Genomic DNA, 15,223 nt, shown 5'->3' on the forward strand with positions numbered 1-15,223 from the left:
CGGGCGAGGGGAGCGACATGGCGAGCGCACGCAGGCCGGGAGCGTACGTCTGCGGCACCGACGCGGCGATGGACGTGGTCGGCGGCAAGTGGAAGGTGCTGATCCTGTGGGCCCTGGACGAACACGCCTGCCGGTTCGGCGAACTGCGCAGGTTGGTACCCGGAATCACCGAGAAGGTGCTCGCGTCGCATCTGCGCGAGCTGGAGCGGGACGCCATCGTGCACCGCGAGGAATTCGACGAACTGCCGTTGCGCGTCGAGTACTCGCTCACCCCGCTCGGGGCGTCGCTGAACGAGGCGCTGCGCCCGCTCGGCGCCTGGGGGCGGGCCCACCTGCTCGGCGACGTGCCGCACCCCGGGGCGGAGGCGGACCGGCTGATCGTCTTGTCGGTGGTCGGCGAACAGGGTGAACTCGCGGACGGGGAATGGGCGTTGCTCGCACCGCTGCTGCCTGACGGCACCCGCCCGGGCGGTCGGTGGCGGGAGCACCGCCAGGTCGTCGACGGCGTGCTGTTCCGCTTTCGGACCGGAACCCGCTGGCGCGATCTGCCCGGCAGGTTCGGCCCGTGGCGCACCGTGTACGCCCGACACCGGCGTTGGTGTGCCGATGGCACCTGGGCCGCGGTCCTGGCCGCGCTGCACGCCCGCCTCGCCCAGTCCGGCGTCGACCTCGCCGAGTCCGGCGTCGACGCGGGCGAGACACGCGTGTTGCGCACCCTGATCGGCCGGCTGGGAGAGGTGGCACGCCGACCCACACCCGCCCGGACCGACGCCGGCGCCTGACGCCGGCTCGGTCCCGCGCGCGACGCCCTGGACCCCGAGCTTCGAAGCCCGACCTCAGCCCTGTGCCATCGTGTGGTGCGCGAACACCCGGTCGCGGGCCGTGGAGACGGCCGTGGCCACAGCGCCCAGCAGCACCGCCTCCTCGCCCAGGCCGCTCGCCGTCACCCTGGGTCGCAGCGGCGTCAACTCGTGCAACGCGGCGGTCATCGGGGCCAGCAACAGATCGGCGTTGGCGCCGATCCCGCCGCCCAGAACCACGAGTTCGGGATCGAGCACGGCGGTGACCGCGGCCACCACGTGAGCGAGCCGCTGCGCCTCGTGCCGCACCGCTCCCGCGGCCGGCTCCACCCCGCGCCGGGCCGCGTCGAACACGCCCTTCGCGGTGAGCGGGCCGGTCATCCCCAGCGCCCGTGCGCCGCGTACCACGGCGTCGGCCGACACCGCGTCCTCCAACATCCCGCGACGCGGCACCGGCGCGCTCGCCCCGTGCCCGACCCGGTCCGAGGGACGCGGCGACAGCGGCAGGAAGCCGATCTCGCCGGCCGCGCCGGAGGCTCCGGGGAACAGCCGTCCGTCGGCGACGATGCCCATGCCCAGACCGGTCCCGACGGTGACGTACACGAACAGCGGACAGCCCACGCCGGCCCCGCTGTGGTACTCGCCGAGCGCGGCGAGGTTGGCGTCGTTGACGATGTCCACCGTGGTGCCCAGCGCGGTCTCCATCCGCCCGCGCAGTCCCGGGCGACCCCACCCGGGCAGGTTGACCGCGTAGCGGATCCGGTCGGCCGCACGGTCGTACACGCCCGGACAGCCGATCACCGTGTGGACCACGGCGGTCGGTGCCAGGCCCGCGTCGGCCACCACGGTCCGGGCCAGGTCGGTCGCGGTGGCCAGCATGGTCGCCGACGTGCGGGCCCGGTTGTGCCGGTCCTGCCGGGCCAGCAACCGGCCGTCCAGATCGGCGACCGCGACCCGGATCCAGGACCGCCCGACGTCGATGCCCACGACATAGCCCGCGGTCGGATCGGGCTCGTACAGCAGCGCGGCCCGACCGCGCGCGCCGGTCTCCAGTCCCACCGCGCGGACCAGCCCCGCGCGCTCCAGCGCCTCCAGCGCGGTGGACACGGTCGGCTTGGACAGGCCCGTGTCGCGGGCGAGTTGGGCGCGCGAGATGGGCGCGGCGGCGCGTACCCGGTCGAGGAGTACGCGCTCGTTGATGCTGCGCAGCACGCCCCGGTTCCAGTGCGCCACGGCGGGTGGGTCGTTGTCCGGTGGGGTCCCACCTGAGGTCATCGGCTCTCCGTCAGTGGTGTCGAGGTGATCGCGCCACTGTAACGGCCATGGAAGGGCAAAGATGTGGGCCGGATCCGGGCACACTCTTGACGGGGATTAGTTAAGGAATTTTACTTTACAAACCGGCGGCGTCACGCGCCGGGTCGCACCACGAAGTTCCCTCCTCCGCACCCCCGTTCCGACCCCCGGTGTCCCCCGGGGGCGTCCCCTGTTCTGGAGGTTCACGGTGAGCGCCGGCCCAAGAGCGACCACGTCGGAGGGCGGATTCGTCCGCCGGATCGGCCTGTTCCAGGCGACCGCGATCAACATGAGTCAGATGTGCGGCATCGGACCCTTCGTCACCATCCCGCTGATGGTCGGCACCTTCGGCGGCCCGCAGGCCATCCTCGGCTTCCTCGCCGGCGCCCTGCTCGCCCTCGCCGACGGCCTGATCTGGGCCGAACTCGGCGCGGCGATGCCCGGCGCCGGCGGCACCTACATCTACCTGCGCGAGGCGTTCCAATACCGCACCGGCCGGCTGATGCCGTTCCTGTTCGTGTGGACCGCGATCCTGTTCATCCCGCTGATCATGTCCACCGGCGTGCTGGGCATGGTGCAGTACCTGCAATACCTGTGGCCCTCGATGTCGCAGACCGAGGGGGACCTCGTCGGCGTCGGCGTGGTGATCCTGGTGGTCCTGCTGCTGTGGCGCAGGATCGAGTCGATCGGCCTGCTGAGCAGCGTCATGTGGGTGGTCATGCTGATCAGCGTCGGCGCGGTGATCATCGCGTGCTACACGAACTTCGACGCCGACCTGGCCTTCACCTACCCCGACGGCGCGTTCGACCTGGGCACCACCGGCTTCTGGCTCGCCTTCGTCGGCGGCCTCAACATCGGCATCTACGACTACCTCGGCTACAACACCACCGCCTACCTCGGCGCCGAGATCAAGACCCCCGGCCGGGTGCTGCCGCGCTCGATCGTCCACTCCATCGTCGGCATCATGGCGATCTACCTGATCATGCAGATCGGCGTGCTCGGAGTCACCGACACCGACACCATCTCCGGCTCCTCCTCGATCGGTTCGCTGGTCCTGGAGAAGGCGTGGGGCAAGGGCGCCGCGCAGACGGTGACGGTGCTGATCCTGATCACCGCGTTCGCGTCCGTTTTCGCCGGCCTGCTCGGCGGCTCGCGGGTGCCCTACGACGCGGCCCGCGACCGGGTGTTCTTCAAACAGTTCGCCCGACTGCACCCTCGCCACCGCTTCCCGACGGTGGGACTGCTCACCATGGGCGCGGTGACCGCGGCCGGTTTCCTGATCGGCAATCACACCGACTTCAACACGATCATCGTGCTGCTCACCGCGGTGATGGTGATCGTCCAGGCGGTCTCCCAGGTCGCCGCGCTGATCGTGCTGCGCCGCCGGCAACCCGGCCTGGACCGCCCGTACCGGATGTGGCTGTACCCGGTGCCGGCCCTGGTCTCGCTGGTCGGCTGGATCGCCATCTTCTGCTACGCCGACAAGAACTCGCCCGGACGCCATCCGATCGAGTGGGCGCTGGCCTGGGTGGCGCTGGGCTGCGCCGCGTTCGTGGTGTGGGCCAAGGTGGAACGCACCTGGCCGTTCGGCCCTCGGGAGGTCGACGAGCGCTACCTGAACCGGACGGACCCCGAGGCCGGCACGGACGTCGTCGGCGCCGGCAACGTCGCGGAGCCCGCATGACGGCGCTCCACCGAGACCGGACCGCGGGTACTCCCGACACCCCCGGTACCCCCGGCACCGTCCCCGCGCCGGAGCGAGCGAACGCCCGCTCCGGCGCGGGGACGGGCGCGGCCTTCGTCTGCGGGATCGACTTCGGCGGCACCAAGATCGCGTTGGCCACCGCGCGTCCCGACGGCACGGTGCTGGCGAGGAACCGGCTGATCACCGACGCCCGTGAGGGCGCGGTCCAGGCGGTCCGGCGCGCGATCAAGGCGGCCCGCGAACTCGTGGCGCGGACGGCCGCGGCCACGGGAGCACACTGCTCGGCGGTCGGCGCGGTCAGTCCCGGCATCGTGCTGCCCGACCGCATCCTGCTCGCGCCCAACGTGCCCGGCTGGCAGGACCTGGCCCTGGCGGGCACGTTGGGCGAGGGGCTGGGCCTGGCCCCGGAGCGGGTCGCGGTCGGCAACGACGCCAAGGCCGCGGCGCTGGCGGAATCGCGCTGGGGCGCGCTGCGCGGCGCGGACCCGGCGATCCTGCTCACCGTCGGCACCGGGATCGCCGCGGCGATCGTGCTCGGCGGGCGGGTGGTGACCGGCGCGAACGGGGCGGCCGGCGAGATCGGCTACCTGCTGCGCGGGCGCGCCGACACCGGATTCGGCGCGGGACGCGCACCCCTGGAGGAGTACACCTCCGGCATCGGGTTGGCCACACGCGGCGGTGAACTCCTCGGCCGCGAGGTGGACGCCGCCGCGCTGTTCGCCGATCCGGATCCACGCGTGCGCGCACTCGTCGACGAGGCACTGGACGAACTGGCGGTACACGTCGCCAACGTGGCGATCACGCTGGACGTGGAACGGATCGCGGTCACCGGCGGCCTGATGCACTCCGCCCCTCGGGTGCGCGCGGCGCTGGCCGCGCGGGTGCGCGCGGCGGTGCCGTTCCCGCCCGACGTGGTGCCGGCGCGCTTCCTCCAGGACGCCTCGCTGCGGGGCGCGCTCTCGCTGGCCGCGGAGATCCTGCCGCGGCACCCGGGGGCCGGGGTGGGCTCGAACGCCGGTCGGGCCTGACCGGGCCCGGCTCCGGTCGGTCGGTCCCGTGACGCGGGGCCGGCCTCGGCAGGTCGACCCGGACGGGGCCGGCCTCAATCGCGGGTCGTCCCGGCCGGGTTCGCACCGGCGATGTCCGGGCCGAGGAGGTCCGGGCCGGCGGTACCCGGCGCGGCAGGGACGTAGCGCTGGAACTCCCAGGGGTCGTGCGCGGAGAAGACCTCGACCTCGTCGCCGTGCAGGCGGGCGAGTTCGCGCAGCCGGGCGTGGTTGCCCAGGCGCAGCGGGCGGTCCACCTCCCCGGCGAGTTGCACGACGTCCATCAGCGGGTGCGATCGGGGAGCGTCGGGGTCGACCTCGCCGTGGTAGAAGTACGCGTCGCCGGCGTGCAGCAGCCAGCGGTCGCCGATGTCCAGGGCGACCGCGCTGTGGCCCTCGGTGTGGCCGCCGAGCGGGACCAGCAGGATCTCCTCGGGCAGCCCGTCGAGTCGGCGAACCGCGTCGAAGCCGAACCAGGGGTCGCCCTGTTCACTGGCATAGGTCGCCCATCGCGGGCCGTGCGCGAGTTGCGCGACGCGGTAGCGGTCGGCGTCCCCGGCGATGCCCGCCGCGTGTTCGGCCTTGTGCACGTGCACGGTGGCGTGCGGGAAGTCGGCCAGGCCGCCCGCGTGGTCGCGGTCGAGATGGGTGAGCACGATGTGTCGCACGTCCAGGGGGTCGTACCCGAGCCGGCGGACCTGGTGCAGGGCGGTCTCGTGCAGGTCCAGCACGGGCGCGGCGTAGCCGACCCAATCCGCGCCCAGGTATTCGTCCGGATGCAGCACGTCGTTGGCGCCCAGGCCGGTCTCCACCAGGACGAGGCCGGCCGAGTCGGTCTCCACGAGCAGGCAGTGACAGACCGCGCGAGCCGGGAGCAGCGGACTGTCCGGGCCGTCCGCGGGGTCGATCTCGACCATGGAGCCGCAGTTGAGGTGATGTACGCGCATGGTGGATCCACTCGCTTTCGTCGGGTGTGGCGTTGCCACGGGAAGGGGCCGGTGCACGCGGCGCTACGCGGCGTCGATCGACTGCTCGACCAGGGCGCCCAGTTGCTCGCCGAGCGTGTGCAGGACGGTGGTGTCGCGGCGCACCTTGGCGAGCAGGATCGCGCCCTGGAGGGCGGACAGGATCAGCGTGGCCAGCGGCTCGGTCTCCGGTTCGGCGACGCCCCAGTGACCCAACGCGCGGGAGAGGCCGGCCAGCCAGGACGCGTACGCCTGATCGCACGAGGCCCGGATCGGTTCGCTGTCGGCCGACGCCTCCAGCGCGACCGTGGCGATCGGGCAGCCGCTGTGGAAGTCCGTCGCGGTGAGGTTGTCGGCGAACAGCGCGGCGATCCCGGCGAGCGCGTCCCGAGGGCCCCCGGCCGCCCGCACCACGGTGGCCAGGCGTTCGCCGACCTCGCCGCCGGAGCGAGTGATCGCCTCGACGGCGAGTTGCTCCTTGCCGCCCGGGAAGTGGAAGTAGAGCGAGCCCTTGGGGGCGTTGCTGTCGGCCAGCACCTGATTGAGGCCGGTGCCGGAGTACCCCTGCCGTTGGAAGAGATCGGCGGCGGTGCCCAGTACCCGGTCGCGCGTGTCGTTGTTTCTTGCCATGTGTCGATAGTAGGTAGACCGGTCTACAAAAACTAGACCGGTCTACCTACTTTTTACCTCGCGGATCCTCCCGGGCGATTCGTCGATGGCCGCTCGGGGCCGGGTCGACACCGGGCGATCGGTGCGCGGCCGTCGCCGTGCGGCGGGCGATCAGCGGTCCGCGGCGGGCCGGCAGCGGCGCACCCAGTACGCGTAGGTCAGTGCCAGGAGCATCGGCCCCCACAACATTCCGGGCGCGATGCACACCTGAGCAAGCATCCGCCACCCCACGTTGGAGAACCCGACGCCCTCGTCCAACAGACCGAGCCAGGACAGCGGTACGGGTGCCCAGAACGCGGTCACCGCCAGACCGCCGAGCGTCGCGGCGACGATCACCGCGTACGGCGAGAGCCGCTTGCCGCCGATGAACGGCAGCCACGCGGGCGCCACTTCGCCCCATCCGCGGACCAGACCGAGGCAGAGCAGCCCCAGTGCCTCGGTGATCACGCTGAGCGTGAGCACATACGGGAGGCTGATCCAGGCGGCCGGCATCTCTGCCTCGTCGAGCATGCCCATCTCGAAGCCCAGCCCGAACGGCAGCCGCCACAGACATTGCGGCAACAGCACCCACGGGATCGCGTAGGCGATCCGGACCGCCCAGCGCGGGACGGGACGCTCGGTGTCGGCGGAAGTCGTCTTCGGGTGCGATGCGTTGAGGATCTTCACGCCCCAACCGTCGCGGACCCGGGGTGGCCGCGACGTCCGTCGCGGGAGGGGTGATCGGTGCGACCGGGGGAGGAGCCGCGGCCCGCCCCGGGGAGGGGCCACTTGCCCGCGAACGGGTCCGCGGGGGCGGCACGGATCATCGAAAACCGGTGGATTCGGGTGGGATCGCCTCCGGCGGGGCGCGCCTGGGACGCCGGTACGCAGGGCGAGGCGTGAGCGCAAGGCACGCCGGGGATGATCTCCCGGGCCCACCCGGGTGGCAGCCGCGGCCCGACACCCGACCGGCGGAGTGACCCGAAAGGTCGGGGAGAACTCGGCCCGCGGCGAGCCGAGTTCCGCCGGGCACGGGCCGCCGTGACGGTCTCACCAACCACCGTCGAAGAAGGCCGCGAGTGCGGGCCTGGAGTCCATCGCCGTGCTCGTGTTCGCCACCCCGACGACGATCAGGACCAGTGCCGACAGCGCCGCGAGCACACCGAACCACACCGACAGGTGCCGCGTTCGCCGATCGGCGGACTTCGTGCCGGCGAACCGCCGCCACGCCGCCACGCTCACGCCGATCAGGACGAGCGCCACGACGGCGGCGATCACGGCCATCGCCACGTGGTAGCGAGCGAAGTCGCCGATCATCATGTCGAGCTGTGGCGGGGTTCGCTCGGCGGTGCCGGCGGGGGCGGCCAGGTGCTGCCGAACCTGACCGAGCACGCCCGCGAGTTCCCCGTCGGCCGCGCCGGTCGGCAACATCGACAACAGTGAGGCGAAGGGCGCCACCGCGCCCTGGATATTGGCCGGCACGGTCACCGACGCGAAAAGTGCGCACAGCGTGACGAGAACACCGGCCGCGACAAAGGCGGTTCGCCCTCCCGCACCGAGATCGCCCGCTTTCCGGAATGCCTTCACCACGAGGGTGCCGAGTGCGACGAGCACGATCAGCAGGATCGCGGCGATCACGGCCTTGGCCACGTGAAAACGGAACCAGTAGTCGACCACTCTCTCCATGCCGGGGGAGAAATCCCGTTCGCCGGCATTCCAATACTCGACGAACGCTTTGCGGAAAGCGTCCGCGAGTTCGTCCTCGTCGAGCGAGCCGCCACCCGACCCGCTCGCGGCGAGCCTGCCCGGGACGACGAAGAGGGCGGCGACGAGGGCCGCGGCGAGGGTGGTGAGGAGGGCGAGTGGGCGACCGGGGATACCCGCGAATCGCGACGGGGCCTCGGGACGTTGCCGAGGGCCCGTGGGGTGCGGTGCTGTCATGCCGACCACGGTTTCGCACCGGCGCCATACGGTCACCGGAGCAGGCCGGACATCCGGGGGTATGGCTGTCCACACCCCGAAGGGAGTCGGGCAGGGTCGCGCGGGGCCGAACACCGCGGAAGCGGACCGGAGACCGGGACCCCGCACGCCGGCGTCGGCCCTGCGCCGCCGGTTGCCGCGGCGTCAGCCCCGGAGGTAGGTGAGGACCGCGAGCACCCGCCGGTGCTGGGCATCGTCGGGCAGCAGGCCGAGTTTGGCGAAGATGTTCCCGATGTGCTTCTCCACCGCGCTGGCGGAGACCACCAACCGCCGGGCGACGGCGGTATTGGAGCAGCCCTCGGCCATCAGCGCCAGGATCTGCCGTTCCCGTGCGGTCAGCGTGCCCACGGCGCTGTCCCGGCGCCGCTCGGTCAGCAGTTGGGCGATGACCTGGGGATCCAGCACCGTCGCGCCGCGGGCGACCCGGTCCAGCGCGTCCAGGAACTCCTCGATCCGGGCGACCCGGTCCTTGAGCAGGTACCCGACGGCGCCGGAGCCGTCCGCGAGCAGGTCGCCGGCGTAGGACGCCTCCACGTACTGACTGAGGATCAGCATCGGGGCGCCGGGCACGTGCGTGCGGGCGGTGATCGCCGCGCGCAGGCCCTCGTCCGTGTGGGTCGGCGGCATCCGCACGTCGACGATCGAAACGTCCGGACGGTGTTCGCGGACCGCCTCGACCAGGGAGGGCCCGTCCCCGACCGCGTCCACCACGTGGTGACCGTCCTCGACGAGCAGGCGGACCAGGCCCTCGCGCAGCAGCACCGAGTCGTCGGCGACGACGATCCGCAGCGGTTCGCGGTTCGCGGGCCCCGATGCCGGTGTGGGTGCTCCTTCGGGCGGGGTCAACAACACGGCAGTTCCGCGGTGATCGTGGTCGGGCCTCCGGCGGGACTGTCCACGGTCAGCCGACCGCCGACCGCGTGCAGCCGCTCGTCCAGGCCCCGCAGCCCGTGCCCCTTGGCCGGCGCCGCGCCGCCCACCCCGTCGTCCGTCACCCGAATCCGCAAGGTCCCCCCACCGTGGCGTAGTGCGATCGCACACCGGTGCGCGTGGCTGTGCTTGGCCACGTTGGTCAGGGTCTCCGCGACCACGAAATACGCGGCCGTCTCGACGCCGGCGGGCGGCCGAGGGCGCAGGGGGACGGTATCGAGTTCGGCGGGGACGGTGGAGCGCGCGGCCAGGGCGCCGAGCGCCTCGTTCAGGCCGCGGTCGACCAGGATCGGCGGGGCGATGCCGCGCGAGAGCGCACGCAACTCGTCCAGCGCCTCCTGGGCCTGGACGATCGCGTCGGCCAGGGCGGCCCGGACGGTCTCCGGCCTGCTGTCGAGGTAGTGCTGGGCCCGTCCCAGTTCCAGCGACAGGCGCACCAGTCGTTGCTGGGGGCCGTCGTGGATGTCGCGCTCGAGGCGGCGCAGTGCGGTCGCCTCGGCCGTGACCGCGGCGACGGTCTGAGCGCGAGCGGTGTCCCGCTCCCGCTCCAGCCCCCTGATCCTGCGGTGCAGCGCGGACGCGTCGACGAGCAGCGCCTGCCCCAGCCCGGCCTGGGCCGCCGTGCACGCCCGGGTCACCAGCGGCAGGCAGGCCAGCAACAGCAGGCCGACCGCGGTCCCGGCGGCGACCCGATCGGTCGGCGACACCAGCCCGAGGCTCACCGAGACGTGCGATTCGCTGCCGCCCGCGTTCAGGGACAGCGGCCGCAACGGCTCGGACGGCGTGTACCGGTAGCGCAGGGCGCAGGTGGCACAGGCGAGGCCGACGAACCACCACAGCGCGGTCACCACCGACGTGACCAGGACGACCGGGAGCACCACCACCGCGTGGATCGTGTCCGACCACGCCCCGGGAGCGAGCGCCGCGGCTCGCCCCTTCGGTCTCGCCGGCGGCTCACCGCGTTCGACTCCCGGGGTGGAGGGACGCACCTTCGCGATGCGCCACCGTTCCAGGTCGGCGCACCGGCGCGCCGGCGCGAGGGCGTAGGCCACGACCTGCGACGTGCCGGACAACAGCCGACCCACCGTTGCGGCGAACACCGCCCCGAGTACCGCCGGGAGTACGGCCAGGAGGCCGGCGGCGGCGGTCACCGGCGCGGTGAGCAGGTACAGCGACCGCACGAGCGTCTGCCGCCCCGTGCGGGCGACGGCCCCCACGCCCGACCACCACCGGCCCGGGATCGCGGGGGAGAGCGAATTGGTCATGGCCCAAAGCTAATGGGCCGCGGCGCGGCCTTCGGCGGGGTTGCGGTGGGCGTCGGGAACGAAGCCGAAGTCGAAGCGCCGTCCGCCCGCTGCCGGTGGAAGGTACGACGGTAGGCGTCCGGGGGCACGCCGACGGTACGGTTGAAATGTCGGCGCAGAGTGGTGGCGGTCCCCATGCCGGTGGCTTCGGCGATGGCGTCCACGCTGTCGTCGGTGGTCTCCAGGAGTTCCTGGGCCCGGTGGATCCGCTGGGTCAGCAGCCACTGCAGCGGCGTGGTGCCCGTCATCGCCCTGAAGTGCCGGCCGAGGTGGCGCGAGCTCATGTTCGCCCGGCGGGCCAGATCCTCCACCGTCAGCGGTCGATCCAGTCGTCCGGCCGCCCAGGCGAGCAGTTCGCCGAGGGGATGGTCGTGCCGTTCGGGCACCGGGGTGGCGACGAACTGGGCCTGGCCGCCGGGCCGATGTGGCGGTACGACCAGCCTGCGGGCGACCGCGTTGGCGATCGTCGAGCCGTGGTCGAGACGGATCAGGTGCAGACACAGGTCCATCGCGGCGGCCTTGCCGGCGGAGGTGAGCACGCTGCCGTTGTCGACGTAGAGCACGTCGGGGTCGACCTCGACCCGGGGGAAGCGGGTGGCGAGCGCCTCGGCGTACGACCAGTGTGTGGTGGCCCGCCGTCCGTCCAGCAGGCCGGCGGCGGCCAGTACGAAGGCACCCGTGCAGAGGGAGACCACCCGCGCTCCGGCCTCGTGCGCCGCGCGTACGGCGTGGACGAGGTCCGCCGGTGGGTCCCCCTCGAGGTCGGCCCACCCGGGGACGATCACGGTCTCGGCCAGGGCCAGTCGGTCGAGTCCGCAGTCGGGTTCGAGGAGGAAGCGGCCGTCGGCCCGCACGGGGCCCGCCCCACAGATGACGAGCTCGTACCAGCTCTCCACCGGGACCGGCGGGGCCGAGCCGAAGAACTCGTGGGCCAAGGCCAGTTCGAAGTGCAGGATCCCGTCGGCGACGGCTATCGCGACTGTGCTCACGTCCGGAAGTGTATGCATCATGTCGTTCCGGACGCTCGTGTGGGGTGCCGGGTGGTCGACACGATGTGGGGGTTGGTCTTTCGGACGGGGAGGCAAGTGACGTGCGCGCTGTCGGTCAGGATGTGCTGGGTGGTCCCGAGGTGTTGCGGGAGTTCGACCTGGAGCGGCCGGTGCCCGGCCCGAGCGAGGTACTGGTCGGGGTGCACGCGGCGGGCGTCAACCCGACCGACTGGATACATCGGGCCACGGGCCTGATCCTTGGCGAACCGCCGTTCGTGCTCGGGTGGGACGTGTCGGGCGTGGTGGAGGCGGTGGGCCTGGGGGTGACGATCCATCGACCGGGCGACGAGGTGTTCGGCATGCTGAGCTACCCGTACGGCAACGGGGCGCACGCCGAGTACGTGGTCTCGGCGGCCCGCCACCTGGTGCGCAAGCCCGCGAATGTCGACCACGTGCGGGCCGCCGCGCTGCCCCTGGCCGCGATCACCGCCTGGCAGGCCCTGGTGGACACCGCGGAACTGCGGGAAGGGCAAAGGGTGTTGATTCACGCCGCGGCGGGCGGGGTCGGTCACCTGGCGGTCCAGATCGCCAAGGCGCGCGGCGCGTACGTGATCGGCACCGCGAGCGCGGCCAAGCACGACTTCGTCCGCGGGCTGGGCGCCGACGAGATGATCGACTACGCCACGACCGACTTCGCCGACGTCGTGCGGGACGTGGACGTCGTGCTGGACGGCGTCGGCGGCGAGTACGGTCCCCGCTCGCTGCGGACGCTGCGCCGGGGCGGCGTGCTCGTCGCGATCGTGAACAACGTCGGGGACCTGGACGTCGAGCGGTACGGGGTCCGGGCCGAGGAGATGCTCGTCGAGGCCGACCACGCGGCCATGCGGCAGGTCGCGGACCTGGTCGAGGCGGGGCGACTGCGCGCCGCGATCGACTCGGTGTTCCCGCTGGCGGACGCGGCCAAGGCACACGAGCGCGGGGAGACCGGCCGGGTCACGGGCAAGATCGTCCTGACGGTCTGACGCCCGCGCTCCGGTCCGCCCGCCCCCGGTCCGCCCGCCTGCACCCGCGTGTCCGCCGGGACGCACGGCGGCGCCGCGCGCTCCGACCGTCGTCGGAGGGCACGGCGCCGAAAGCGCGTCCCACTATGCGGTTGTGTCACCGTCGCCGGAGCATATGTGCGCCGACCGCGGCGGGTTGCCGGTTCGATCAGGCCGGGCGGGTGGCGCCGGCGATCGGCATGGTGTTGATCGAGGCGATCTCGACCGACTTGCGCGGGTTGGGGGCGTGCACCATCTTGCCGTCACCGATGTAGATGCCGACGTGGCTGATGCCCGAGTAGAAGAACACCAGGTCGCCGGGCTGCAGGTTGGCGACCGACACGTGCGTGTCGGCGGCGAACTGGTCGTTGGTCACGCGGGGCAGCGAGATGCCCGCGGACTTGTACGCGGCCTGGACCAGACCCGAGCAGTCGTACGCGTTCGGGCCGGTGGCGCCGTACACGTACGGCTTGCCGATCTGCGCCTTGGCGAAGGCCACGGCCTGGGCGGCCTTGCTGCTCGACGCGGTCGAGGAGCCGCCGGTCGGCGCCTGGTTGCCCTTCGAGCCGCCGGTGGCGGGCTTGGCCGCGGGCTTGACCGACACGTCGGCCGACGGCTTGCTCGCCGGCTTGGGGGTGGTCTTGCCCGGCGTGACGGAGGTCTTGGGCTGGACCTTGATGCTCGGCTTGGCGGGCGCGGCGGCCTTGGGGGCCTCGGGCGCCGAGCCGTCCAGACGCAGGGTCTGGCCGATCTCGATCAGGTCCGGGCCGGACAGCAGCACGTCGCGGTTGAGCTCGTACAGGCTCTGCCAGCCGCCGTTGACCTGGTTGGTCTGGGCGAGCCGGAACAGCGTGTCGCCGGCCTGGACCACGTAGCGGGCCTTGTCGGCGGCCGTGTCGGTCTCCGGCGTGGCGGGCGCGGCCTGGACCGGGGCCGCGTCGACCGCGGCGGTGGGGACCGCCGACAGCACGGCGGAGGGGGACTGCTCGGAGGTGGAGGGGGCCTGCGCCGGGGCGGCGCCGGCGGTGGCGACCGGGATCACGACACCCATGCCGGCGATGCCCACCGCCGCGACGAAGCGGCGGACGTTGGTGGGTCGAGCGGCGCGATGGCGAGCGTTTGTGGACAGCATGAAATGGGGTCCTCTCCTGTCGCCTACGAGGTGAGCTGTCGGATTCGGACTGGAGCAGCCCGGTCGCGTTACGCGACTTCACCCCTAGCCGTCACCGGAACGATCCCGGCCACGGCGATTCACCTGGTTCCCCCGCTCCCGTCGGATTCTTCGATGTAGACCTCCCGCTGCCGGCGACGGGATTCGGCGTACCGGCGACAGGGTTCACCCGAAAGGTGAATCGGCGAGAAAGGTAGGCAATGCGGATGCCTGATCACAACCGAAACGCCGACTTCGCCTTGCGGGTAAAGGCGGAATAAATGCGACATCTCTCCCGCGTTCGGCTCCTGTGCACCGGTGATGACGAGGGGATATCTCGGAGAGTGGCGTGATCGTGCGGTAACGGAAAATAGTCGAGACTCGTCGCGGGGCGCGGAAAATGAATTGCGGCCCGAAGTCGGCTATATAATTTATGTCCGTTATATCCATGCGGCCTACATCACATTTCGGGCAACCGATCGACTGGTCATGCCGGACATGCCGGCGATGCCCCGATCCGCCCCTCGCCGTCGTCGGGGTGACCGGCGGCGCGGGCGCCATCCGCGGGGCCGGGCATCGCCGGGGGCGGGTCAGCCGGTGAACACCTCCACCAGCGACCAGATCGCCAGCCCGAGCATGCACAGGCCGCCGATCCGCTGCACCGTCTGCAGCGGGACGCGCTTGGCGATGAACCGCCCGGCGAGCAGGGCCAACGCGGACACCGACATCAGTGCCGCGGCCGAGCCGATCGCGGTGGACCAGGTGCCGTTCGTGGCGGCCAGGTTGGCCGTGGTGATCTGGGTGAGGTCGCCCCATTCGCTGATGAACACGGCCACGAAGGCGGTCGAGAAGACCGGCCGGAAGCCGGTCACGCTCTTGCCCGCGGTGTCCTCGTCCTCCTCGCCCGCTCCGCCGCGCAACAACATGAAGGCGCCGAAGCCGAACAGGGCGGCGGAGACGAGCTTGACGATCCAGCCGGGGAGCAGCCCGAGCAGGCCGCCCGCGCCGACGGCGAGGGCCACGTGTACGACGAACGCGGCCGAGGTGCCGAACCACACGTAGAGCGGACGCATGCGGGTGCCCATGGCAAGCGACGCGAACATCGTCTTGTCCGGGAGCTCGGCGAGGAAGATCAGCCCGAAGGCGGTCAGGATCGCCAGAAGGTCGAGGCGCATTCCGGGTGGCTTTCTGCGAGAGCCGGACCCCGGGTCTTCACGAAGCGCCGCACGGCAACCGGAGGACCACTCGGCCCGGCACGACGGGGTGCACCCACGAGAAGACGAGGGTGCGTCGATGCCTGGCCGAAGGTCTCGCCCACCCGTGTCGAGCACGGGCCCGGCCACCGGGAGTCCGAGGACTCCAGCATGTCGACG

General features: G+C 72.1%; 13 protein-coding genes, 2 pseudogenes and 1 riboswitch. Of the genes and pseudogenes, 5 read left to right on the plus strand and 10 right to left on the minus strand.

Annotated features, from left to right (window positions below):
• Positions 1-17 precede the first annotated feature (17 nt).
• Together OG948_RS47575 and OG948_RS47580 are read left to right on the plus strand one after the other, a co-directional pair.
• A pseudogene (locus OG948_RS47575) lies at positions 18-368 on the plus strand (winged helix-turn-helix transcriptional regulator); the annotation flags it as partial.
• A gap of 54 nt (positions 369-422) precedes the next feature.
• A pseudogene (locus OG948_RS47580) lies at positions 423-782 on the plus strand (transposase); the annotation flags it as partial.
• A gap of 54 nt (positions 783-836) precedes the next feature.
• On the opposite strand, the gene OG948_RS47585 reads toward OG948_RS47580, so the two are convergent.
• Positions 837-2,075, minus strand: coding sequence for an ROK family transcriptional regulator (locus OG948_RS47585; protein ID WP_331771261.1), 1,239 nt, complete (start codon positions 2,073-2,075; stop codon positions 837-839).
• Between the two features lie 316 nt (positions 2,076-2,391).
• Here OG948_RS47585 and OG948_RS47590 point away from each other — a divergent pair, with 316 nt between their 5' ends.
• Complete coding sequence (locus tag OG948_RS47590) at positions 2,392-3,777, plus strand: APC family permease (protein ID WP_406300901.1); 1,386 nt, start codon at positions 2,392-2,394, stop codon at positions 3,775-3,777.
• Entirely contained in the window at positions 3,774-4,826 is a 1,053-nt protein-coding gene (locus OG948_RS47595; protein WP_331771263.1) for an ROK family protein, read from the plus strand. The genes OG948_RS47590 and OG948_RS47595 overlap by 4 nt, the downstream gene beginning before the upstream one ends.
• Positions 4,827-4,900: 74 nt before the next feature.
• On the opposite strand, the gene OG948_RS47600 is transcribed toward OG948_RS47595, so the two are convergent.
• From OG948_RS47600 to OG948_RS47630, 7 genes are all read right to left on the minus strand, one after another.
• Positions 4,901-5,791 carry an MBL fold metallo-hydrolase gene (locus OG948_RS47600; protein WP_331771264.1) on the minus strand — a complete coding sequence of 297 codons (891 nt, stop codon included), beginning with the start codon at positions 5,789-5,791 and terminating at the stop codon, positions 4,901-4,903.
• A 63-nt stretch (positions 5,792-5,854) separates the two neighbouring features.
• Positions 5,855-6,439 carry a TetR/AcrR family transcriptional regulator gene (locus tag OG948_RS47605; RefSeq protein WP_331771265.1) on the minus strand — a complete coding sequence of 195 codons (585 nt, stop codon included), beginning with the start codon at positions 6,437-6,439 and terminating at the stop codon, positions 5,855-5,857.
• 150 nt (positions 6,440-6,589) lie between these two features.
• Entirely contained in the window at positions 6,590-7,144 is a 555-nt protein-coding gene (locus OG948_RS47610; protein ID WP_331771266.1) for a hypothetical protein, read from the minus strand.
• 363 nt (positions 7,145-7,507) lie between these two features.
• Positions 7,508-8,398, minus strand: a complete 891-nt coding sequence (locus tag OG948_RS47615; RefSeq protein ID WP_331771267.1) for a hypothetical protein — start codon at positions 8,396-8,398, stop codon at positions 7,508-7,510.
• Between the two features lie 183 nt (positions 8,399-8,581).
• Positions 8,582-9,226 (minus strand): response regulator transcription factor, encoded by a 645-nt coding sequence (locus OG948_RS47620; protein WP_331773537.1) that lies wholly within the window; start codon positions 9,224-9,226, stop codon positions 8,582-8,584.
• A gap of 53 nt (positions 9,227-9,279) precedes the next feature.
• A complete protein-coding gene (locus tag OG948_RS47625) occupies positions 9,280-10,632 on the minus strand; it encodes a sensor domain-containing protein (RefSeq protein WP_331771268.1) in 1,353 nt (450 codons plus the stop codon).
• On the minus strand, positions 10,629-11,678 hold the full coding sequence (locus tag OG948_RS47630; protein WP_331771269.1) for a helix-turn-helix domain-containing protein: 1,050 nt from the start codon (positions 11,676-11,678) through the stop codon (positions 10,629-10,631). Before OG948_RS47630 ends, OG948_RS47625 begins: the two co-directional genes overlap by 4 nt.
• Positions 11,679-11,761: 83 nt before the next feature.
• Here OG948_RS47630 and OG948_RS47635 point away from each other — a divergent pair, with 83 nt between their 5' ends.
• Positions 11,762-12,682, plus strand: a complete 921-nt coding sequence (locus tag OG948_RS47635; protein ID WP_331771270.1) for an NADP-dependent oxidoreductase — start codon at positions 11,762-11,764, stop codon at positions 12,680-12,682.
• Positions 12,683-12,869: 187 nt separating this feature from the next.
• Here OG948_RS47635 and OG948_RS47640 read toward each other — a convergent pair whose 3' ends face one another.
• Both OG948_RS47640 and OG948_RS47645 read right to left on the minus strand, forming a co-directional pair.
• The gene (locus OG948_RS47640; RefSeq protein ID WP_331771271.1) at positions 12,870-13,832 is read right to left on the minus strand and encodes an NlpC/P60 family protein; all 963 of its coding nucleotides are present in this window, start codon (positions 13,830-13,832) and stop codon (positions 12,870-12,872) included.
• A gap of 6 nt (positions 13,833-13,838) precedes the next feature.
• Positions 13,839-14,031: riboswitch (cyclic di-AMP (ydaO/yuaA leader) on the minus strand.
• A gap of 409 nt (positions 14,032-14,440) precedes the next feature.
• Entirely contained in the window at positions 14,441-15,025 is a 585-nt protein-coding gene (locus OG948_RS47645) for a TMEM165/GDT1 family protein (RefSeq protein ID WP_331771272.1), read from the minus strand.
• Positions 15,026-15,223: the final 198 nt, after the last annotated feature.

Source organism: Embleya sp. NBC_00888, from assembly GCF_045207655.1.
Classification (GTDB): Bacteria; Actinomycetota; Actinomycetes; order Streptomycetales; family Streptomycetaceae; genus Embleya.

What these genes read in the sequence shown, in the direction of transcription:
- OG948_RS47585 (WP_331771261.1), bottom strand. Translation starts at nt 2,075, where the DNA reads ATGACCTCAGGTGGGACCCCACCGGACAACGACCCACCCGCCGTGGCG.
- OG948_RS47590 (WP_406300901.1), top strand. Translation starts at nt 2,392, where the DNA reads ATGTGCGGCATCGGACCCTTCGTCACCATCCCGCTGATGGTCGGCACC.
- OG948_RS47595 (WP_331771263.1), top strand. Translation starts at nt 3,774, where the DNA reads ATGACGGCGCTCCACCGAGACCGGACCGCGGGTACTCCCGACACCCCC.
- OG948_RS47600 (WP_331771264.1), bottom strand. Translation starts at nt 5,791, where the DNA reads ATGCGCGTACATCACCTCAACTGCGGCTCCATGGTCGAGATCGACCCC.
- OG948_RS47605 (WP_331771265.1), bottom strand. Translation starts at nt 6,439, where the DNA reads ATGGCAAGAAACAACGACACGCGCGACCGGGTACTGGGCACCGCCGCC.
- OG948_RS47615 (WP_331771267.1), bottom strand. Translation starts at nt 8,398, where the DNA reads ATGACAGCACCGCACCCCACGGGCCCTCGGCAACGTCCCGAGGCCCCG.
- OG948_RS47625 (WP_331771268.1), bottom strand. Translation starts at nt 10,632, where the DNA reads ATGACCAATTCGCTCTCCCCCGCGATCCCGGGCCGGTGGTGGTCGGGC.
- OG948_RS47630 (WP_331771269.1), bottom strand. Translation starts at nt 11,678, where the DNA reads ATGCATACACTTCCGGACGTGAGCACAGTCGCGATAGCCGTCGCCGAC.
- OG948_RS47640 (WP_331771271.1), bottom strand. Translation starts at nt 13,832, where the DNA reads ATGCTGTCCACAAACGCTCGCCATCGCGCCGCTCGACCCACCAACGTC.
- OG948_RS47645 (WP_331771272.1), bottom strand. Translation starts at nt 15,025, where the DNA reads ATGCGCCTCGACCTTCTGGCGATCCTGACCGCCTTCGGGCTGATCTTC.